Origin of the sequence: Streptomyces sp. SAI-127 (assembly GCF_029894425.1) — a bacterium.
Taxonomy (GTDB): Bacteria; Actinomycetota; Actinomycetes; order Streptomycetales; family Streptomycetaceae; genus Streptomyces.
The window spans coordinates 73,760-93,496 of record NZ_JARXYJ010000001.1 but is presented as its reverse complement, the minus strand read 5'-3'; the positions used below and the strand labels follow the sequence as shown (position 1 = coordinate 93,496).

At 70.9% G+C, this 19,737-nt stretch carries 22 protein-coding genes; 17 read left to right on the top strand and 5 right to left on the bottom strand.

Annotation, left to right across the window (positions count from 1 at the left end):
• Positions 1-154: 154 nt before the first annotated feature.
• Complete coding sequence (locus tag M2157_RS00455; RefSeq protein ID WP_280863991.1) at positions 155-490, top strand: 5'/3'-nucleotidase SurE; 336 nt, start codon at positions 155-157, stop codon at positions 488-490.
• Positions 487-930 (top strand): hypothetical protein, encoded by a 444-nt coding sequence (locus M2157_RS00450; protein WP_280863990.1) that lies wholly within the window; start codon positions 487-489, stop codon positions 928-930. Before M2157_RS00455 ends, M2157_RS00450 begins: the two co-directional genes overlap by 4 nt.
• A 55-nt stretch (positions 931-985) precedes the next feature.
• Here M2157_RS00450 and M2157_RS00445 read toward each other — a convergent pair whose 3' ends face one another.
• The gene (locus M2157_RS00445; protein WP_280859755.1) at positions 986-1,780 is read right to left on the bottom strand and encodes a glucose 1-dehydrogenase; all 795 of its coding nucleotides are present in this window, start codon (positions 1,778-1,780) and stop codon (positions 986-988) included.
• 93 nt (positions 1,781-1,873) lie between these two features.
• Here M2157_RS00445 and M2157_RS00440 point away from each other — a divergent pair, with 93 nt between their 5' ends.
• The 5 genes from M2157_RS00440 to M2157_RS00420 all read left to right on the top strand — a co-directional run bounded on the left by M2157_RS00440 (position 1,874) and on the right by M2157_RS00420 (position 5,828).
• Complete coding sequence (locus M2157_RS00440; RefSeq protein WP_280863989.1) at positions 1,874-2,359, top strand: TetR/AcrR family transcriptional regulator; 486 nt, start codon at positions 1,874-1,876, stop codon at positions 2,357-2,359.
• Between the two features lie 3 nt (positions 2,360-2,362).
• Positions 2,363-2,512, top strand: coding sequence for a hypothetical protein (locus M2157_RS00435; protein WP_280863988.1), 150 nt, complete (start codon positions 2,363-2,365; stop codon positions 2,510-2,512).
• A gap of 116 nt (positions 2,513-2,628) precedes the next feature.
• Complete coding sequence (locus tag M2157_RS00430; protein WP_280859753.1) at positions 2,629-3,957, top strand: acyl-CoA dehydrogenase family protein; 1,329 nt, start codon at positions 2,629-2,631, stop codon at positions 3,955-3,957.
• Positions 3,954-4,988: a phosphotransferase family protein gene (locus M2157_RS00425; RefSeq protein ID WP_280859752.1), complete on the top strand. Its 1,035-nt coding sequence runs from the start codon at positions 3,954-3,956 to the stop codon at positions 4,986-4,988. The genes M2157_RS00430 and M2157_RS00425 overlap by 4 nt, the downstream gene beginning before the upstream one ends.
• Positions 4,989-5,000: 12 nt before the next feature.
• Positions 5,001-5,828 carry an SDR family NAD(P)-dependent oxidoreductase gene (locus M2157_RS00420; protein ID WP_280863987.1) on the top strand — a complete coding sequence of 276 codons (828 nt, stop codon included), beginning with the start codon at positions 5,001-5,003 and terminating at the stop codon, positions 5,826-5,828.
• Positions 5,829-5,838: 10 nt separating this feature from the next.
• Here the strand turns inward: M2157_RS00420 and M2157_RS00415 are convergent, their stop codons facing one another.
• The 3 genes from M2157_RS00415 to M2157_RS00405 form a co-directional block, all read right to left on the bottom strand.
• On the bottom strand, positions 5,839-6,195 hold the full coding sequence (locus M2157_RS00415; protein WP_280863986.1) for a hypothetical protein: 357 nt from the start codon (positions 6,193-6,195) through the stop codon (positions 5,839-5,841).
• Positions 6,196-6,330: 135 nt separating this feature from the next.
• Positions 6,331-7,143 carry an acyl-CoA thioesterase domain-containing protein gene (locus M2157_RS00410; protein WP_280863985.1) on the bottom strand — a complete coding sequence of 271 codons (813 nt, stop codon included), beginning with the start codon at positions 7,141-7,143 and terminating at the stop codon, positions 6,331-6,333.
• A 69-nt stretch (positions 7,144-7,212) separates the two neighbouring features.
• Positions 7,213-7,908 carry a TetR/AcrR family transcriptional regulator gene (locus tag M2157_RS00405; protein ID WP_280863984.1) on the bottom strand — a complete coding sequence of 232 codons (696 nt, stop codon included), beginning with the start codon at positions 7,906-7,908 and terminating at the stop codon, positions 7,213-7,215.
• Between the two features lie 128 nt (positions 7,909-8,036).
• On the opposite strand from M2157_RS00405, the gene M2157_RS00400 reads away from it, so the two are divergent.
• From M2157_RS00400 to M2157_RS00370, 7 genes are read left to right on the top strand one after another with little or no spacing between them, the layout of a single operon-like run.
• Entirely contained in the window at positions 8,037-9,071 is a 1,035-nt protein-coding gene (locus M2157_RS00400) for an acyl-CoA dehydrogenase family protein (protein WP_280859746.1), read from the top strand.
• Positions 9,062-10,243, top strand: coding sequence for an acyl-CoA dehydrogenase family protein (locus M2157_RS00395; protein ID WP_280863983.1), 1,182 nt, complete (start codon positions 9,062-9,064; stop codon positions 10,241-10,243). Before M2157_RS00400 ends, M2157_RS00395 begins: the two co-directional genes overlap by 10 nt.
• 11 nt (positions 10,244-10,254) lie before the next feature.
• Positions 10,255-11,037 (top strand): enoyl-CoA hydratase, encoded by a 783-nt coding sequence (locus M2157_RS00390; protein ID WP_280863982.1) that lies wholly within the window; start codon positions 10,255-10,257, stop codon positions 11,035-11,037.
• Positions 11,038-11,078: 41 nt separating this feature from the next.
• Complete coding sequence (locus tag M2157_RS00385) at positions 11,079-11,687, top strand: carboxymuconolactone decarboxylase family protein (protein WP_280863981.1); 609 nt, start codon at positions 11,079-11,081, stop codon at positions 11,685-11,687.
• Entirely contained in the window at positions 11,684-12,520 is an 837-nt protein-coding gene (locus M2157_RS00380; protein WP_280863980.1) for a TauD/TfdA family dioxygenase, read from the top strand. The genes M2157_RS00385 and M2157_RS00380 overlap by 4 nt, the downstream gene beginning before the upstream one ends.
• Positions 12,517-13,146 (top strand): nuclear transport factor 2 family protein, encoded by a 630-nt coding sequence (locus M2157_RS00375; RefSeq protein WP_280863979.1) that lies wholly within the window; start codon positions 12,517-12,519, stop codon positions 13,144-13,146. The genes M2157_RS00380 and M2157_RS00375 overlap by 4 nt, the downstream gene beginning before the upstream one ends.
• A gap of 13 nt (positions 13,147-13,159) precedes the next feature.
• Positions 13,160-14,089 carry a TIGR03564 family F420-dependent LLM class oxidoreductase gene (locus M2157_RS00370; protein ID WP_280863978.1) on the top strand — a complete coding sequence of 310 codons (930 nt, stop codon included), beginning with the start codon at positions 13,160-13,162 and terminating at the stop codon, positions 14,087-14,089.
• 22 nt (positions 14,090-14,111) lie between these two features.
• On the opposite strand, the gene M2157_RS00365 is transcribed toward M2157_RS00370, so the two are convergent.
• Entirely contained in the window at positions 14,112-15,161 is a 1,050-nt protein-coding gene (locus tag M2157_RS00365) for a dihydrodipicolinate reductase (protein ID WP_280863977.1), read from the bottom strand.
• Between the two features lie 217 nt (positions 15,162-15,378).
• Between M2157_RS00365 and M2157_RS00360 the strand changes: the two genes are divergently transcribed.
• From M2157_RS00360 to M2157_RS00350, 3 genes are all read left to right on the top strand, one after another.
• A complete protein-coding gene (locus tag M2157_RS00360; RefSeq protein WP_280863976.1) occupies positions 15,379-16,764 on the top strand; it encodes an ABC transporter substrate-binding protein in 1,386 nt (461 codons plus the stop codon).
• A gap of 163 nt (positions 16,765-16,927) precedes the next feature.
• Positions 16,928-19,045 (top strand): ABC transporter permease, encoded by a 2,118-nt coding sequence (locus tag M2157_RS00355; RefSeq protein WP_280863975.1) that lies wholly within the window; start codon positions 16,928-16,930, stop codon positions 19,043-19,045.
• Entirely contained in the window at positions 19,023-19,733 is a 711-nt protein-coding gene (locus tag M2157_RS00350) for an ABC transporter ATP-binding protein (protein WP_280859736.1), read from the top strand. The genes M2157_RS00355 and M2157_RS00350 overlap by 23 nt, the downstream gene beginning before the upstream one ends.
• Positions 19,734-19,737: the final 4 nt, after the last annotated feature.

Below are 19,737 nucleotides of genomic sequence, written 5' to 3'. Positions count from 1 at the left end.
CCCTGTATCCAAGAAGCCGCACCCGGCAGGAAAGAGACTGCTGCCTGTCCTTGCGGCGTTCGCGGCGTTCGCGGCGACGGTGACCGCCACGGGGCCCACCGACGGTGCGACGTAGGTACGAGACGAAGCGAAGTGGCACCCGCTCACCATCGGCATGACCAGCGACGACGGCTGGCGCGGCGAGGGCGGTTCGGGCACCCCGTATATCGTCGCGCTGCGCGAGGCGCTGGTCGTCGACGGGCACCGCGTCGTGGTGGTCGCCCTCGGCACCGACCAGAGCGGTCAGGGCGGTCGGGTCACCGTGCCACCGGCCACCCTCGAGGTGGCGCGACCGGAGGGCGGTGTGTGGACTTTGACCCCGGGCTCGCCCTCCGACAGTGTGTACTTCGCTTTCGACGAAGTGCTCGGCGGCGAGCCGCGGGACCTGGTGGTCTCGGGGATCGATCCCGGCACCCAATTACGGAAGATCATCCCGCACTCCGGCACGTGAACGCGGCGCTCACCGCGGCCGAGTCCGGCATCCCGTCCCTGGCCACCGCGATGTATGCCGCGCAGCTCGTCGACCGTATCCGACGCGCCGCCAGAGACGGCCGGTTGATGCCGCGCGGCCTGGCGCTTAACGTTGACGTGCCACTGCGACCGCTACCCGGAAACGCGGGCGATCCGCTTCCGCCGAAGGGGACCCGCGCCACCGATGTCGCAGGCGACGCGCTGCTCGCTCCGGACTACAAGGCGGCCAACGGGTCCGGCGGCGCCGGCGCCGGCACGTACCGCGTGGGATTTCGCGGGGCGGATCCCTCCGCCGGTCCTGGAACCGATGCCGCCGCTGTCTCGGACGGCTACGTGAGGGTCTCCGCGCTGACAGACGACCATGACGTCGATGCGCGAACGTCGGTGTGGGTGGGGAAGTTGGTGCGCGGATTGCGATGAGGCACTACGCCTCGTCACGCACCACGACAAAGGACCGGGAGATGCCCGAGCACTCTCAGGGCATCCCCCCGTCGACCCGCAACGTCGCCCCCGTCGTGTACGAGGCGGCGTCCGAGATCAGGTACAGTGCGGCGCCGACGACCTCGCGGGGGTCGCCGATGCGCTGTAGCGCGTGGTCGCGTACGCCGGCCGCGAGCGCCTCGGGGTCGTCCTGCCAGTGGCGGGTGGCCCAGGTGGCGAACGGCCCGCACATCAGGGTGTTGACGCGGACCGTCGGCCCGAACGCGTGCGCCAGGCCTTCCGTCATCGCGTTGAGTCCCGCCTTCGCCGCCGCGTACGGCACGATCGGGGCGCGCGGGCGCAGTGAGCCGGTGGAGCTGACATTGACGATGGCTCCGCCGCCCGCCGCGGCCATCCGCTGCCCGGCGAGCACGGAGAGGCGGAACGGACCCTTGAGGTTCAGGGCGACGACGGCGTCGAACATCTTCTCCGTCACCTCGCCCAAGTCCTCGTACACCGGCGACATTCCCGCGTTGTTGACCAGCACGTCCAGGCGGCCGAAGCGCTCGTGCACCGCGTCCACGAGCCCCGGCAGCTGGTCCCAACGGCCCATGTGGACCGCGTACGGCAGGGCGGCGCGGCCCGTCTCCTTCTCGATCTCACCTGCCGTGGTCACGCACGCCTCATATGTCCGCGAGGCGATCACGACGTCCGCGCCGCAGCGGGCCGCCCCGAACGCCATCTCCCGTCCCAGCCCGCGGCTGCCGCCGGTGACCAGGACCACGCGGCCGCTGAGGTCGAACAGGCCGTCTGCGTATCCACCGCGTCCCGCGTGTGCCCTGTGTCCCATGTGCGTCGCGCCCCCGATGACAGGTCCGGCAAGTGCATGCGAAATTAGCATTCTCGTATTCCAGAATGGAACTCTTGCGCAGGAGGTAGAGCGTTGACTCCGACCGATCCCCACCCGCCGTCGCTCGCCGAACGGGCCGTGAGCCGCCGGATTGCAGGTGCTGAACAGAGCGCCCGCGCCGAGGTGGACGCCCTGCTCGACGCTGGGCTGAAGCTGATGACCGAGTGTGCGCCACGCCCGCCTCGCGTCGCCGACATCGTGGCCGCCGCGGGGCTCTCCAACGATGCCTTCTACCGCGCGTTCTCCGGCCGGGACGCCCTAGTGGAGGCGATCGTCGAGCGCGGCGCGCGCGAACTCGCCGGACAGGTCAGGCGCCGGATGGAACGAGCCACGGGTGACAGCGCCGAGGACCGGCTGCGTGCCGGCATCGCCGCCGTCGTACGGCAGGCCGCCGACCCGCGACTCGCGGCGGGCGTACGGGCGGTCCTCGCTGCCGCCGTCACCCCGGTGCCGCACGCGGGGCACGCCATTGTGGTCCTGGTGGACGACCTGGGTTCGCTCTTCGCCGGCCCGGCATGAGAGTTGGGGGCCGCCGACTCGGTCCGCGCCGGGCGGACGATCGCCGGAGCGGCCGTCGCCGCGCTGCAGCACTGGCTGTTGTCCGGACACGCGCCGGACGAGGCGGATGTCGAGCAGCTGAAGCGCTTCCTGGTGGCAGGGGCCCGCTCCTGATCGAGGGAGTTGGCGTGCCGCCCCTTGGCGGGATTCAGAACGCTGTTCCTGGTCACGAGAATGTCGTTCTGCTAGTGTCCGAACGACGTTCTGTCTCCCTGAAGGGGACCGCCAATATGTGGGACTTCAGCACCGACGCCGCGTTCCAGGCCCGCCTCGACTGGGCCGACACCTTCGTACGGGATGAGGTCGAGCCGCTCGACGTCCTCTTCCCGGGCAACGCGGAACCGTACGACCGCACCAGCCGCGTCTACCTCGACGCCGTCCGCCCGCTCCAGCGCCAGGTGCGCGAACAGGGCCTGTGGGCCGCCCATCTGCCGCCCGAACTCGGCGGCATGGGCATGGGACAGGTCCAGCTGGCCTTGCTGAATGAGATTCTGGGCCGCTCCTCCTGGGCCCCGATGGTCTTCGGCACCCAGGCCCCCGACTCCGGCAACGCCGAGATCCTCGCCCACTACGGCACTGATGAGCAGCGCAAGGAATTCCTCGAACCGCTCCTCGACGGACGGATCGTCTCCACCTTCGCCATGACCGAGCCGACCGGCGGCGCCGACCCAGGGGGCTTCACCTGCCGGGCGGTACGCGACGGCGACGAGTGGGTGATCGACGGTGAGAAGTGGTTCGCCTCCAACTACCCGCACGCCGCGTTCGTCATCGCCATGGTCATCACCGACCCGGAGGTGCCGGTCCACCAGGGCTCCTCGATGTTCGTCATTCCGGCGGGCACCGGCGGCATGGAGATGGTGCGCGGCACAGGACTCGCGGGCGAACCGCTCGGGGAAGGCGTGCACGCCTACCTGCGCTTCACCGGCTGCCGCGTGCCCGCCGAGAACCTCCTGGGCGAGCCGGGCAGCGGGTTCGCCATCGCCCAGACCCGCCTCGGCGGCGGACGCCTGCATCATGCGATGCGGTCCGTGGGACAGTGCCGGCGCGCGCTGGACATGATGGGGGAGCGGATAGCCGGCCGCCGCACCCGAGGACGGCCGCTCGCCGACCAGCAGGCGGTACGGCACGCGCTCGCGGACAGCTGGATCCAGCTGGAGCAGTTCCGCCTCCAAGTCCTGCACGCCGCCTGGCAAGCGGACCGGGCCTCCCGCAGCGGCTCGCCAGAGGACGCCCGTACGGCACGCCTGCACATCTCCGCCGTCAAGGTGGCCACCCCGAAGACGCTCGTCGACATCACCTACCGGGCCATGCACCTGCACGGGGCGCTCGGCGTCTCCAACGAACTGCCGCTGGCCCGGATGTGGCAGGCAGGACCGGTGCTCGGTGTCGCGGACGGCCCGACCGAGGCGCACAAGGACGTCGTGGCCCGCCTGCTGCTCAAGGGCGTGGAACCGGCCGAGGACCGGCTCTTCGGTTCCGCGCACCTGCCCACCCGACTGGCCGCCGCCCGTGAGAAGTACGCGGCTCTGCTTCAGCCCGAGGAAGCGAGCGCCCGATGACCGACACCCTCGCACTCCTCAACACCTGGCCTGGCCTCGCAGATCTGCCGGGGTACGGTCCGGTGATCGAGCTGTCGCCGCTCGCCGGCGGAGCGCAGAACATCCTCTCCCTCGTCCGCCGCGCCGACGGCACCGAGCTCGTCCTCCGCCTGCCGGGCCGCCACCTCGAGGACCGCGCCGCCGACGCCTTCCGTCGCGAGAGCGGCGCGCTCGCGGCGCTGGCGGACACGGACGTACCGCACCCGCGCCAGTACGCGTTCAGCCTCGACCAGGACTCACCGCTGGGCGGTCCCTTCTCCATCCTGGAGAAGATCGACGGGTTCACCCCGCAGGGCCGGTTCCCCGGCCGCTATGCCGAGGACGCGGACTGGCGCCGCCGCGCCGCGTTCGCCCTGGTCGACGGGGCGGCGAAGCTCGCCTCGGTCGACCCGTACGCGGTGGGCGCGGACCAACTCGGCCGCCCCGACGGATGGGTGGAGCGCCAGCCGGCCCGATACCTGAAGATGCTGCACGGCTACCGCCACAGCGCCGCCTACCGGGAGACCGAGTCCCCGCACGTCGACGCGGTGGCCGAGTGGCTCACGGGGCACACCCCGAAGCAGGGCCGGACTGGCATCGTGCACGGCGATCTGCAGTTCGCCAACGTGATGCTGTCGCACGACGCCCCGAGCCTGGCGGCGATCGTCGACTGGGAGATGGCCTCCCTGGGCGACCCGCTGCTCGACCTCGCCTGGATCCTCACCGCCTGGCGGGAGGAAGGCGATCCCCCCGGCGCCGAGCCCTACCTCACCCCCTGGGAGGGCATGCCGTCGCGCGCCGAACTCCTCGCGTACTACGCCGAGTCCACCGGCCGCGACACCTCTGCCTTCCGCTGGTTCGAGGTGCTCGCCTGCTTCCGGCTCGCCGCTCTCCTCGAAGGCAGCTGGTACGCCGCCGTGGAGGGCCGACGCGACCGGGCGACCGGCGAGGCGATGCACTCGTACGCCGAGTGGCTGTGGGCCAAGGCGCGGCTCGAGATGGCACGGGACTGAGGAGGAGCGAAAGTGCGCATCGAGAAGGGGCAGGTCGCGGTGGTCACCGGCGGGGCCAGCGGTATCGGGTACGGCCTCGCCGAGGAACTGGCGGCGCGCGGGGTACGGCTGGTGATCGCCGACATCCGCGAGGACGGACTGGCGTCGGCGTGCGAAGCGCTGCGCGCGGCCGGGGCGGAGGTCACCGCCGTCGTGACCGACGTGAGCGACGCGGCGGCGGTCGGACGGCTCGCCGACCGGTCGATGACCGCGTACGGGCGAGTGGACCTGGTGTGCAACAACGCCGGAGTCGTCTGTCCGGGCGCTCCGATGTGGCAGCAGGACGATCACACCTGGCAGCGGCTGATCGGCGTCAAACTGCTCGGCGTCGTCCACGGGGTACGCGCCTTCGCGCCTTTGCTGATCGAGCAGGGGTCCGGTCACTTCCTCAACACCGCCTCCGCCGGAGGCCTCGCACCGCTGCCCGGGCGTACCCCGTACGCCGGCACCATGCACGCGGTCGTCGGCCTGACCGAGACACTCGACGCGGAACTGAAACAGGTGGCACCGACGCTGGGCGCGACCGTCGTCTGTCCGGGTCTCGTGGACACTCCGCTCGGGCAGAACTCCGCAGCTCTCGGCGCCATCCAACTGCCCACCGGGTCCCCCTCGATGCGCGACCTCGCCCCGGACGGCATCCTCAGCCCACGCGAGGTCGCAGCGGCGGCACTGCACGCGGTGGAGGCGGACCGAGTGCACACCGCGCCGGGCACCGGTGTCGCGGCTCGCGCACGGACACGCGTTGCTGCCTTGCTGGCCGACATCGAGGCGGAGGAGAAGGGTTCGAGGACCGGGACCTGAAGCGCACGGATCACATGCCGCCGGGGGCGGGCGGCTCCGCTGACATGCCTCGGTCGTACCCGTCCGGCGGGCTCACCGCGGTGGCCTGCTCCCGGATCGGGAGATCACCGGCCTGGGCTGGGACGTCGCCGGCACCGTCGACGCGCTGGGGCCGGACGTCGCCGGCTTCCGGCGGGGCGACCCGGTGATCGGTCTGTCCGACCTGCTGGCTCTCCCGCTCAAGGCGCAGGCCGAATACGTGGTGCTGGACGTGGAGGCGGTGGCCGCCGTGCCGGCGGGCACTGACCTGGTCGCCGCCGAGACCCTGCCGTTGGGCGGACTCATCGCCGTACAGGCACTCGACCTCGCCGCAGTCGAGCCAGGCCACACGCTGCTGGTGCTCTGCGCCTGGGTGCCTTGCTCGCCGTCGCCGGGGTGCGGGGCAATCCCGCGGCGGCCGGTTACTCAGCGGGAGGTGAGCAGGCCCCGCCGAGGTCGCGACGACTTCGGCGGGGCCAGCCGGTCAAGGTGAGGGCGGAAGGCGCAACAGCGCGTCCTGTGCGTAGGACGCCACGAGCAAGCCGTCCGCGGTGAAGACGTCCCCTCGCCCGTGGCAGCGGCCGTGGGCGATCAGCGGCGCGTGCTGGCGGAGCAGCAGCCAGTCGTCGACGCGGGCGGGGCGGTGGAACCACACGGTGTGCGAGGTGACGGCCGAGGTGAACGCCTTGCCGGCGTCCTGCTGGCCGATGCCGTCGACCGCGCGCAGTGCGGTGCCGATCAGGGTCAGGTCGGAGGCGTAGGCGAGCAGGGCCGGGCCGAGATCCGCGTCCACGTGCGGGGTGCGCATCCACAGGTCCAGCTCGGCAGGTGCCACGCCGGGGGAGTCGAGATCGGCGCTTGTACGGGTATCCCAGGGCAGCAGCTCGAACTCCACGCCATGTTCCGGGCCGAGAACCTCCGGTACGGGCGCCGTGAACTGGTGCTCCACGCCGGGCTCGACCCGGTGCAGGGACACCGCCGCGGTGGCGATCACACCCGCGTCCTGGCGCGCGGTGAGGGACCACGTGGCGAAGGTGTTGCCCTCCTGGACGCGGGTCGCCTCGTAGCGGACGGGCTCGTCGCTCCGGCCCGGGCGCGGGAAGAGCACATGCAGGGACTTCACGGCCTTGTCCGGACCGAGCCGCTGGGCGGCCCGGACGCACTGGGCCAGGAGCTGGCCGCCGAACAGGCGGTGATACGCGAGCTGCTGGTTGGTGCCTTCGAAGGCCGGCGCGGCGGCGTGCGGCAGAGGGCGCAGGTCGAGGCAGGCGAGAAGGTCGCTCCAGAGGTCCGACATGCAGCAAGTGTAGGGGAGTTACGCGAAGTTGAGAATGCCGTTCTCGTCGTGCTGGGCCGATGCGGTGTCTCAGCTCCTCGCCTCGAAGCCGCCGGAGCAGAACGCCCACACTTCGTCGGCGGACAGCGGCCGGGGCGCGGGGCCCTCCGGGTTGACGCCGATGGCCGACTGCGACAGGAACATGGTCGTCTGCATCAGCATCGCGGCCGCCCGCCGCGGCCGCATGCCGGAACGCAGCCCGCCGGCCGCGTCGACCGCCTCCATCAGCTCGGCCAGGATTCCCAGCACCGGAGCGTGCGCGAGCCGAACCTCATCGGGGTGCGTGAGCAGTAGCTGTGGTGCGAACTCGCTGAACAGGGGGTGCAGGTCACCGGGGCCCGGGCGGCACATGGTGAACAGCAGCCGGGTGGCCGCCTCCAGGCGTGCCACGGGCGCTTCGGCGGCTCCGGGTCCCGACGTGGCCGCGCGCAATGCGTCGCCGGTCCGGCTCAGGGCGTCCTCGAAAAGGGCGAGCAGCAGCTCGTGCTTGCCGTCGAAGTGCTGGTAGAAGCTGCGCAGCGACTGGCCCGAGCGGTCGACCACCTCCTGCACCGTGAGGTCCGTGGTGCCCTTGTCGGCCATGAGCTCCTGAGCCGCGTCGAGGAAACGCTGCACCCTCTGCTCGGCGCGCCGTTTGGCCGCCCGGGTGGAGCGCTCGACCGCGCGCTGCTTCCACGTCGGTTCGGTGTCCGCCGGGCCCGTGTCGAGGGAGATCTCCGGTTTCATGAGGGGAGGCTACCCCGCTCTGCCAAGCTGAGACTATTACTTTCCGATCGAGAGAACGTTATTATCGCCCCCGTCGGAGCGGCCCGTCGGGTTCGGTCGTTCACGCACATCCGGACCAGGAGGCGACGATGCTCTTCGAGTTCGACGACGACCAGCGGCTGTGGCAGAAGTCCGTCCGGGAGGTCCTCGCCAAGGAGTGCCCGCCTGCGCTGGTACGTGCGGTGGTCGATGCGGACGCTGACCCGGAGCCGCTGTGGCGCACCTACGCGGACCTCGGCTGGACCGAACTCGCCGACCCGGCTCAGATGGTGGAACTCGCCATCGTGCTGGAGGAGTTGGGCCGTGCGACCGATCCGACGCCCTATCTCGCCACGCTCACCCAGTTCGCCCCCCTCGTGCCGGAAGGCCTGATCGCCCCCCGGGAGCCGGGCGCCGCGGTCGTCGAGGGCGTGCGGGCCCGGCGTGAGGGCCGGGTCTGGTTCCTCGACGGCCACGCCCGCCACGTCCTGGACGGCGACCGGGCGGACTGGTTCGCCGTGGTCACCGATGAGGGAGTCTTCCTCGTGCCCGCCCAGGAGGTGCGGGCCGTACGGACACCGGCGCTGGATCCGGTCCTGCACCTCGCGGAAGTAACGTTCTCGCAGGTGCGGGTCACCGACGACGCCCGCGTGAGCGCCGCACCTCCACCGCACGCCAACGATGTAGCCCTCACCGCCATGGCCGTCACCATGGTCGGCGCGTGCCGCCGCGTACTCGACCTGGTGCTCGAACACGCCCGTACACGGCGCCAGTTCGGTGCACCCATCGGATCCTTCCAAGCCGTACAGCACAAAGCCGCCGACATGTATGTGGCGATCGAGAGAGCCCATGCACTTGCCTACCACGCCGCACTGACCATCGCGGCCGACGCCCCGGACCGGCCGCTCGCGGCGGCCATGGCGAAGGCGGCGGCCGGGGAGTGCCAGGCGCTCGTCTTCCGGCACGGCATCCAGCTGTTCGGCGCGATGGGCTTCACCTGGGAGAACGACCTGCAGTTCGCGCTCAAGCGGGCCAAGGCGGGGGAGCTGATGCGGGGCGGCGCGGCGGCGCACCGGGCCCGCATCGCCGAACTCATCACCTCGAATCATCGCGACGCGGGAGGCGTAGGCGCATCATGCAGCTGACCTTCGACGCCGAAGTCGAGGCGTTCCGGGACGAGTTCACGGCCTTCCTCGACACGCATCTGCCCGCCGAGGCCGAAACGGCTGAGCGCTCGCACTCCACCGCGGACGTCCCCGCATGGGCCCGGCGCTGGCAGCGGCTTCTCTTCGACGAGGGCTGGCTGCTGCCCGGGAATCCGCCGGAGTTCGGCGGCCGGAACGCGACACTGATGCAGAGTTACGTCCACCTGGAGGAGCTCTCCCGGCGCCGCATCTACCACTCCTTCAACCCCCAGGGCCTCGGCATCATCGCCGCCTCCCTGCTCACCTTCGGCACCGACGAGCAGAAGCGGCGCTGGGCCGTGCCGATCCTGCGTGCGGAGATGACCGCGGCCCTCGGCATGAGCGAACCGGGCGCCGGCAGCGATCTCGCCTCCCTGAGCACTCGCGCCGAACTCGCGGACGAAGACGGCCAGTTCGTCGTGAACGGCCAGAAAGTGTGGACGTCCGGCGCCCATGACGCCGACGTGCTCCTCACCTTCGTCCGCACCGACCCCGACGCACCCAAGCACAAGGGCATCAGCTGCCTTGTCATCCCCACCGACACCCCCGGTGTGACCCGCCGACCCTTCGGCTCCCTCACCGCCCCCGACGACCTCGACTTCAACGAGGTCTACTTCGACGACGTCCGTGTCCCGGCGCAGAACCTGGTCGGCCCGCTGAACGAGGGCTGGCGCGTCGCGGGCGGCTCTCTCGGGCATGAACGCACCCTGCTGTGGCTCAGCTTCAGCGACCGCATGGACGAACTCCTGCGGGACTTCCGCCCGCTCACCGACCTGGACAAGGACTGGTACGCCACCCTCGCGATGGACGCCCAGGCGCTGCGGCTGCTCGGACTGCGGGCCCTGGCGCGCGCCGCCCGCGGCGAACAGGACGTACCGGCCCTGTCCGTACTGAAGCTGCTCGGCTCGGAGGCGGTGCAGCAGGCCGCCGAACGCGCCCTCGAAGCGGCAGGGCCTGACGGGCTCACGCACCCCGCCACCACCGCCCCGTACGCGTACATGCACTGGGAGGACTTCGCCGGCAGCTGGTTCCAGCGCTACGCCCGCACCTTCGCCGGCACCATCGCCGGCGGCACCTCCGAGATCCAGCGCACCATCGTCGCCGAGCGGGTGCTCGGCCTGCCCCGAGGCTGAGGAGCCGATACGTGAACATCCTGTACGAGGTGAAGGACCGCATCGCGACCCTCACGCTCAACCGCCCCGAGGTGGCCAACGCACAGAACGCCGAACTGCTCGACGAACTCGACGCCGCCTGGACCCGGGCCGCCGAGGACGACGAGGTGGCGGTGATCGTCGTACGCGCCGAGGGCAAGCACTTCTCCGCCGGGCACGACCTCAATGACCGCTGGCCTTCTCCCGACGAGATCACCCTGGAGTGGATCTACAGCGCCGAGAGCCGCCGCTACCTCGACTACACGCTGCGCTGGCGCAATGTGCCCAAGCCCTCCATCGCCGCGGTGCAGGGCCGCTGCATCGCGGCCGGCCTGATGCTCTGCTGGCCCTGCGACCTGATCGTGGCGGCCGAGGACGCGCTGTTCTCGGACCCGGTGGTCACGATGGGCATCGGCGGTGTCGAGTACCACGGCCACACGTGGGAGCTGGGTCCGCGCAAGGCCAAGGAGATCCTGTTCACCGGACGTCCGCTGACCGCGGAGGAGGCGGAGCGGATCGGGATGGTGAACAAGGTCGTGCCGCGCGGTCAACTGGACACGGGGACGAGGCAGCTGGCCGAGCGGATCGCCGCGATGCCGTCGTTCGGACTGCGCCAGGCCAAGCGGGCGGTGAACCAGACGCTTGACGTGCAGGGCTTCCACGCCGCCGTCCAGTCCGTCTTCGACATCCACCAGACCGGGCACGGAAACGCGCTGAGCGTCACCGGATACCCAATTCTCGCTCGGCTCGACGAGATGAAGCAGAAGCTGCGCTGAGAACCGGACCGGTCCCGTACGCCCGCGAAGGAGCCCCGCCCGTGCCCCGCATCGAACCCCTGCCCGTCCGTTCCTGGCCCCCCGGGATGCGCGCCGCCCTCGCCTCCCTGACCCCGCCGAACCCACGCCACCCCGCGCCCGTGTCCGAAGGACGCCCCAAGGCCCTGAACGTGCTCGGCACCTACGCGCACCACCCGGAACTCGCCCACGCCTTCCTCACGTTCAACGGCCACATCATGCGCGCCACCACGCTCACCCCGCGCCAGCGCGAGCTCCTGGTCCTGCGCGTATCGGCACTGCGTGACTGCGCCTACGAGTGGTCCCAGCACGTCGTCCAAGCCGGCGACGTGGGCCTGACCGCGGACGAGGTGCACCGCATCGGCCTGGGTCCCGACGAACCCGGATGGGATCCGCAGGACGCCGCCCTGCTGCGCGCCGCCGGCGAACTCGTCGGGGACGGCGCCATCGGCGAGAAGACCTGGGGCGAACTCGGCTCGACCCTCGGCACACAGCAGTTGATCGACCTCATCTTCACCGTCGGCGCATACGAGACCATCGCCTACCTCATGCGGTCCTTCGCCCTGGACCTGGACGACGACCTGCCCGCCACAGCCATCCCGCACGCGCCCCGCCGCCCGGAGGAACCGTGACCGTCGCCTTCACTCCCATCGCCCCCGAGATCGGTGCGCAGACCACCGGCCTGTCCGGCACCCGTCTCCTCGAACCCGACGCGGTGGCCGCACTGCGTACCGCGCTGGATGACCGCGGCGTGGTCGTCTGCCGCGGAGCCGATCTGAGCGACGCCGATTTCTCCTCGCTGGGGCGGCAGCTGGGCGATGCCGTCGTCCCGCCGATGGGCGGCGACCCGGCGCATCCGGAGATCGACACGATCACCCTCGATCCGGCGAAGAGCCAACTGGCCGAGGTGCGCCGCGGCACCTTCTTCTGGCACATCGACGGCACCCGCGACGAGACCCCGCAGAAGGCCACCGTCCTGCTCGCCCGGCAGGTCGCCGACGAGGGCGGCGACACCGAGTTCGCCAACACCTACGCCGCCTGGCGGGCCCTGCCCGAGGACCAGCGCAAGCAGCTGGCGGACCTGCGGGTGGTGCACAGCTTCACCGCCGCTCAGCTCCTGGTGAATCCCGATCCCGCGCCGAAGGAGCGGGCCGCCTGGGACCGGATCCCCAGCCGCGAGCACCCCCTGGTGTGGAGGCACCGCGACGGACGCACGTCGCTCCTGATCGGCGCCACGGCCGACCGGATCGTCGGTATGGCGGAGAAGGACGGCCGTGAACTCCTCGACCGCCTGCTGGACTTCGCGACGCAGGAGCGCTTCACCCTGCGCCACAGCTGGCGCCCCGGCGACCTCGTGCTCTGGGACAACACCGGCATGCTGCACCGCGCCCTGCCCTACGAGCCGACCTCGCTCCGGCTGCTGCGGCGCATCACTTTCGCGGGCGAGGAGCCGGTGACGGCATGAGCGGCGACGGCATGAGCGGCGACGGCATGAACGGCGACGGCATGAACGGCGACGAGGAGCGCCTGGCGCGGCTCGAGGGCCAGGTCCGAAACCTGAACGACCGGCAGGAGATCCTGGACTGCGTAGCCCGGCACGCCCGCGGACACGACCGTTTCGACGCCGATCTGCTCACGGCCGCGTACCACCAGGACGGCGTCGACGAGCACGGCGCCACGGTCAACTGCGGTCCCGCGTACGCACAGTGGGCCAACATGGTCCACGCCGAGGCGGCCGAGCTGCACACCCACAACATCACCACGCACCTCTGCGAGATCGACGAGGGCGGTGACATCGCGCACTGCGAGAGCTACGTGCTCGTCGGGCTCCTTTCGCACGACGGCAGGACGGCAATGCTGATGAGCGGCCGCTATCTCGACCGCCTGGAGCGCCGCGACGGCACCTGGCGCATCGCCGTACGCCGCTGCACGGTCGACCTCGCGCTGTCCGCCGACGCGTCCGTCCTGCGTACGCCCTTCTTCAAGGAGCAGGGCTTCGTCAAAGGCACCCGCGACCGCGACGACCTGTCCTACCGCAGACCGCTGACCGCCGAAGACGACCCGGGACAGACACCGGTGACACGGTGGTGAAGGGGGAGCGGTCATGCGGATCGGTCTGACCGGAGGCGCCGCCACCGTCGACGGCATCGTGCGCCAGGCCGAGGAAGCGGAACGCGACGGCTTCCACGCACTCTGGTACGCCAGTGCCGTGGCGGGCGACCCGCTGGCCGCCATGGCGGTCGCCGGGCGCGCCACCACCGCCATCGAGCTCGGCACGGCGGTCGTCCAGACCTATCCCTGCCACCCCGTCCTGCAGGCGGGCCGCGCGGCTTCCGTCCCGTATGCCATGGGCAGGCCGGGCTTCACGCTCGGCATCGGACCGTCGCACCGACCGTACGTGGAGGGCGCGCTGGGGTTGTCGTACGACGGCGTGGGCGCGGCCACCGAGGAGTATCTGCGCATCCTCACCACGCTGCTGCGCGGCGAGCAGGCCGACGTCACCGGAGAGCACTGGTCCGCGCACACCTCGGCACCGCCCTCGCTGCCCGCCGGGGGCGTGCCGGTCCTGCTCGCGGCGCTCGGCCCGCGGCTGCTGCGGGTGGCGGGAGAGTGCGCGGACGGAGTGGTGCTGTGGATGGCGACGGCCGAGGCCATCGACACCCATATCGCGCCACGCCTGCACAAAGCGGCGACGGCCGCGGGCCGCCCGTCCCCGCGCATCGTCGCCGGGCTCCCGGTGGCCGTGCACGATGACCCCGACGAGGCGCGTATCGCAGCGGCGGCCACGGCGGTGGCGTACGACGGCCTGCCGAATTACCGCCGGATCCTGGAGATCGGTGGCAAGGCGGCACCGGCCGAGGCGGCCGTGATCGGCGACGAGGATTGCGTACGAGGGCAGTTGGCCGCCCTGGCCGACGCGGGCGCGACCGACCTGTGGGCACACATCGTGCCTGTGGGCCCTGACCGCGACAGCCGCCGGGCCTCGGCCCGCCGCACCAGAGGCCTGCTCGCGAATCTCGCGGCAGGCGGCTGACCGGGGCCTCGGTCGGTGCGGCTCAGTTCAGAAGCGGCACGATCTGCGGCAGATCCGCCGTGGTCCGGATGCCCGCCGGAGCCTCGCACACCCATGGCACCGCGTTGACCGCGCGGTTGGCGGTGTAGGACGGGTAGACGGCGGCCGCGTCGTCGGCTGCCACGGGGAAGCGGATGGTGACGTCGAGCGGGGCGTCGCCGTCGACCGTCAGGCGCCAGCCCGTGTCCCGCAGGTCCCAGGACCGGTCGAGGTCGGTGGTGCAGTACCAGATGGCCCGGAATTGGAGGACGGGTCGTTCGCCGTTCAGCCAGGCGACCGTGATGCGCTGCGCCGCGACCGTGCCTGCCTCCAGGGTCCCGGCGGCGATCGAGGTGCGTTCCCGTGCGTACGCGAACTCGCCGTGCACCGCAGCCTGTTCGACAGGAAGTCCGAGGGTGTCGGCCACCAGTCGCAAGGACGGTCCGAAGCTCGCGCGCAGTGACGCGAGCCGCTGCTCGTCGAACGTCCCCTCGTGGCCGCCGAACCCCATCACGTCGAAGAGCAGTCCGGGGGAGGCGCGCCGCGACAGGTCGGCGAACTCCTCGATGAGCAGCCCGTCGAGGCGCCGTTGCAGCGAGGCGAGGACGAAGGGCAGCGCCTCCGTGACGAAGCCGGGGCTGCTGCCGGTGCTGTGGATGCTGGCGCCGCCCTCGGCACAGGCCGCCTCGACACCGCGCCGCAAGCGCGGGTCCATTGCTTCCGGGTAGTGGAAGTCGGTGCGGGTGGCGACGATGTTGATCCCCGCGGAGAGCAGCGCGCACACGTCGTCCGAGGCCAGCTCCCGCGGTGTGTACAGCACGCAGTCCGGCTTCAGCGCCAGTACGTCGTCCAGATCGGTGGTGGCGCGTACGCCGAGCGGTGCGAGACCGCACAACTCTCCGGCGTCCCGGCCGGACTTGGCCTTGCTGTGCACCAGGACCCCTACGACGTCGAGGCGGGGGTGCTCAATCGCCGCGCGCAGGGTGCGGCTCCCGATGTTCCCCGTCGCCCACTGCACCACGCGGTACGCGGCCGTGCTCTTCGGTTCGCTCATGACGAGAACGTTACTCTCAATGAAGGAGAACGGTAATACTGCAGGCGTTCGGGGAGCCTTGCGGCCGATGTGCATCTGTCGGAACTTATGTCAGGTTCTCGTGTGCGAGTAGTTGCCTTGCCCAATTCGAGAATGTAGTTTCCGTCGCGGCTGACCCCTCGTACTATCCGGTCGTGCTCCATCGGACACCGGCGTCCGATTCCCCGAGGAGGACCCCTTGAGAAGGCTGCTCATAGGCGTGGTCACCGTGATCGCGGTGCTGCTCGCCGGCTGTTCCACCCGCTCGGGCTCGACCGGCAGTGAACCCGAGGAGACCCGCGACGCCACCCAGAAGGAACCGCCGGTCCAAGGCGCCGACTTCGGCACCCTGAAGGACGTGTGCGGCAAGGGCGATGCCAAGGCCGGCACCGCCCAGGGCGTGACCGACAAGGAGATCAAGGTCGGCGTCTTCACCGACATGGGCTTCAACAAGAACTCCGAAATGCCCGACACGGCCAAGGCGTTCACCTCCTGGTGCAACGAACTGGGCGGCATCAACGGCCGCAAGCTCGTCCCCGTCATCCGCGACGCGAAGCTCATGGAAGTCCGCCAGCGCATGCAGCAGGCCTGCAAGGAGGACTTCGCCCTGGTCGGCGGCAGCGCCGCGCTCGACGGTATGGCCGTCAAGGACCGCCTCGGCTGTCTGCTCCCCGCCTTCCCCGCCCAGTCGTCCCTCGCCCCCAGCATCGGCTCCGATCTGCAGGTGATGTCCGCCGGGCCGTACTCGGCGTACTTCCAGTACGGCGGGTTCTACAACTGGCTCCTGAAGGAGAAGTTCCCCTCCTCGGCCCAGGACGTCGGCATCATCTCCGGCGACAGCCCGGTGACCAAGGTGATCGGAGCGCAGTTCGAGGAGTCCATCGCCACGCTCGGCGGCAAGGTCTCCTACTCCGACCTCTATCCGACCGCCGGCGTCGCCGACTGGACCCCGTACGCCCAGGCCATCAAGAACAAGAAGGTCAAGGGCCTGGTCTTCCTGGGGCAGTTCGACCAGCTCGCCAAGCTGGAGCAGGCGTTGACCAGCATCGGCTACGCCCCCGACTGGATCGACTCCAACAGCAACTCGTACAACCAGAACTTCATCGACCTGGCGGGCTCGGCACTCGGCACCCAGCACAACTACGCTGAGCTGTTCGCCACCCACCCGCTGGAGACGGGCTCCGACAGTGAGGCCATCCAGCAGGTCAAGGCACTCTTCGAGAAGTACGCGCCGGGCAAGCCCGTCACCTACCCCGCGCTGCGGGCGTTCTCCGCGTGGCTGCTCTTCGCCACCGCGGCCCGTGACTGCGCGGAGCTCACCCGCAAGTGCGTCTACGACAACGCGCTGAAGCAGACCGAGTGGACCGCCGGCGGCATCCAGGCACCGTTCGACGTGAGCAAGCAGGACGTCCCGTCCAAGTGCTACACGATCGTTGAGACCACGCCTGAAGGCTGGAAGCCCGCCGACTTCAAGCCGGACAACGGCCCGTACCGCTGTGACGCGCCCGTCGTGAAGTACAAGGGCCAATACGGCGCACCGGCGCGGCTCGCTGATGTCGGCAAGTCGATGGACGACCTGAAGTGACCGGCCGACGGCGCCACTTGACCTGGCTCATACTCCCGTACTGGCCCGTGGTCATCCGTGTGGCGCCGCCGCGCAGGCGCCCCGGTCCCTGGGAACTGCGAGGAGGAGACCCCATGACACCGGTGCCTTCGGCGCCCGGTGCCCGGACTCGGACGGGCGCCTGATGGAACAGTTCCTCACCTTCGGAGTGGTCGGCCTGACGACGGCCGCGATCTACGCGGTCGTCGGCAGCGGCCTGGTCCTCACCTACACCACCGCCGGAGTCTTCAACTTCGCGCACGGCGCGTCCGGCATGCTCTCCGCGTTCGCCTACTGGCAGCTGGCGTTCGGCTGGGGCTGGCCGGTGCCCGTTGCCCTGGCCGTCGTCCTGCTCGTCCTCGCGCCGGCCTTCGGCCTGTTCGTCGAGCGGGTCCTGATGCGACCGGTGCAGGCGCTCGGCGAGGCGGAGCGCCTGGTGATGACGGTCGCCCTGCTCACCGGGGCGATCGCGCTGGCCCGCTGGGTCTGGGACCCCAACACAGCCCGCCCGCTGCGCCCGTTCTTCGCGGACACGCCGGCCATCAAGCTGGGCCTCGCCGCGATCACCGGGCACCAGCTGCTCACCCTGGCGGTGGCCGCGCTGGTCGCCGTCGGTCTGTGGCTGCTCCTCAACCGCACCCGCTCCGGTACCGAGATGCGCGCCTGCGTCGACGACCGTGCGCTGGCCTCCCTCGCCGGCGCCTCCCCGCAGCGCGCCGGCCGCCTCGCCTGGATCCTCAGCACCCAACTCGCCGCCCTCGGCGGCATCCTGATCGCCCCGACCGTCGCCCTCGACGCCGCACAGCTGTCGTTGCTCATCGTCAGCGCGTACACCGCCGCGGTCTTCGGCCGGCTGCGCAGCCTCCCGCTCACCTTCCTCGGGGCGCTCGTCGTCGGCTGCCTGGAGAGCTATCTGACGGGCTACCTGCCGCAGAACGACTACCTCCCCGGACTGCGGCTCGCCGCCCCCGCCCTGCTGCTCTTCCTCGCCCTGCTGCTGTTCCCGCACCGCCGGCTGCGCGGCCGCGACCGGCGCCTGGTCCGTGTGCCGCTGCCAACAGCGCGCGGCAGTGGGGTCTTCGCCGCGAGCGTCGTGCTGTTCGCGGTGTTCCTGATGACCGTCCTCGACGAGGAGGGCCTCATCTCGTACGGACCGATCTTCTCCCTCGGCATCGTCGCGCTCTCCTACGTACCGCTCGCCGGGTACGCCGGCCAGATCTCCCTGTGCCAGCTGAGCATCGCGGGCATCGGGGCCGTGGTGTGGGGACACCTGGGAGCACAGGGGCAGGTGTGGGCACTGCCCGTCGCCGTCCTCGTCGCCGGCGTCGTCGGGGCGCTGATCGCCATTCCGGCACTGCGCCTGTCCGGCATCTATCTGGCCCTCGGCACCGCCGCCTTCGCCGTGATCCTCGACCGCTGGGTGTTCACCCTCCCGTCGTTCGAGATCCTCGGCGTCCGTATCGCGCTGTTCGATCAAGGGTCCGTGGAGGCGGCGGGACCGAACCTGTTCGGATGGCGCCTCGATTCGGACACCGAACTCCTGCTGCTCGCCGCCGTGTTCCTGGCGCTCGCCTCCCTCGCCGTGGCGTGGCTGCGGCGCGGCAGCTTCGGCCGGAGCCTGATCGCGCTGCGCGACAGCGAAGCCGCCTACGCCACCCTCGGAGGCCGCCCCCTCGCCGCCAAGGTGCTGGTGTTCGCCCTGTCCGCGGCGATCGCCGGTCTCGGCGGCGCGCTCTACGGGATGCAGCAACGCACCGTCACCGCCGAGCAGTTCAACCTCGTCGCCAACCTGCCGATCTTCCTGGTCGCGGTGATCGGCGGCCTCGGCGCGGTCGGCACCGGACTGTTCACGGGCATCGCCTTCGTCGCTCCACCGCATCTGCTCGGCCACTTCGGGGACTGGGCCCACGACGTCTCCACCCTCATGATCGCCCTGGCCGGAATGGGCCTCGCGCACAGCCCGGGCGGCATCGCCCCGCGCTTCAGGGCCGAATGGACACCGCTCGCGCGCGACCGGTTGCTCCTCCCGGTCACCGGTGGCGTACTCGCCGTCCTCTGGGCCCTGTACGCGAACGACCTGATCGGCGGCGCGATGTTCCTGCTCACCGCCCTGGCGGTCGGCACCGCGCTGCGCGTCCGAGCCACCACACGGCTCGAGGGCCCACAGCCCGCGCCCGACCCCGTGGAGTGGTGGGGACTACGCCGCCCCTGGCGGACCGAGGACCAGGAGGTGATCGCGCGTGGCCTTGCTGGAAGCAAATGACGTGACCGTCACGTTCGGCGGAAAACGGGCCCTCGACGGCACCGGATTCGCCGCCGAGGCGGGCCGGATCACCGGCCTCATCGGACCCAACGGTGCCGGAAAATCAACCCTGTTCGACGTCGTCTCCGGACTGCGCCGACCCCAGACGGGCCAGGTCCGCCTCGACGGCCGGGACATCACCCGGCGCACTCCGGCCCAGCGGGCCCGCAAAGGCATGGCCCGCACCTTCCAGCGCCTCGAACTCTTCGGCCGGCTCAGCGTCCGCGACAATCTGCGCGTCGCGGCCGAACTCGGCCCGCGGCGCCGGGAGGCGGACCGCATCGCCGACGAGATCCTGGAGCGCATCGGCCTCACCGCGGACGCCGCCACCCTCGCCGACGCCCTGCCCACCGGTGCCGCGCGGCTCCTCGAAGTCGGCCGGGCGCTGGCCGGCCGGCCGCGGGTGCTGCTCCTCGACGAACCGGCCGCGGGCCAGGACGCCGAGGAGACCCGGCGTTTCGCGTCCCTGCTGCGCGACGTCGCGGGCGAGGGGCGCGCCGTGGTCCTCGTCGAGCACGACATGAGCCTCGTGATGAGCGTCTGCGACGAAATGTACGTACTCGACCTCGGCAAAGTCGTCGCCCATGGCACGCCCGAGGACATACAGCAGGACCAGACGGTCCTGGCGGCTTACCTCGGGGAGGCGTGAGCAC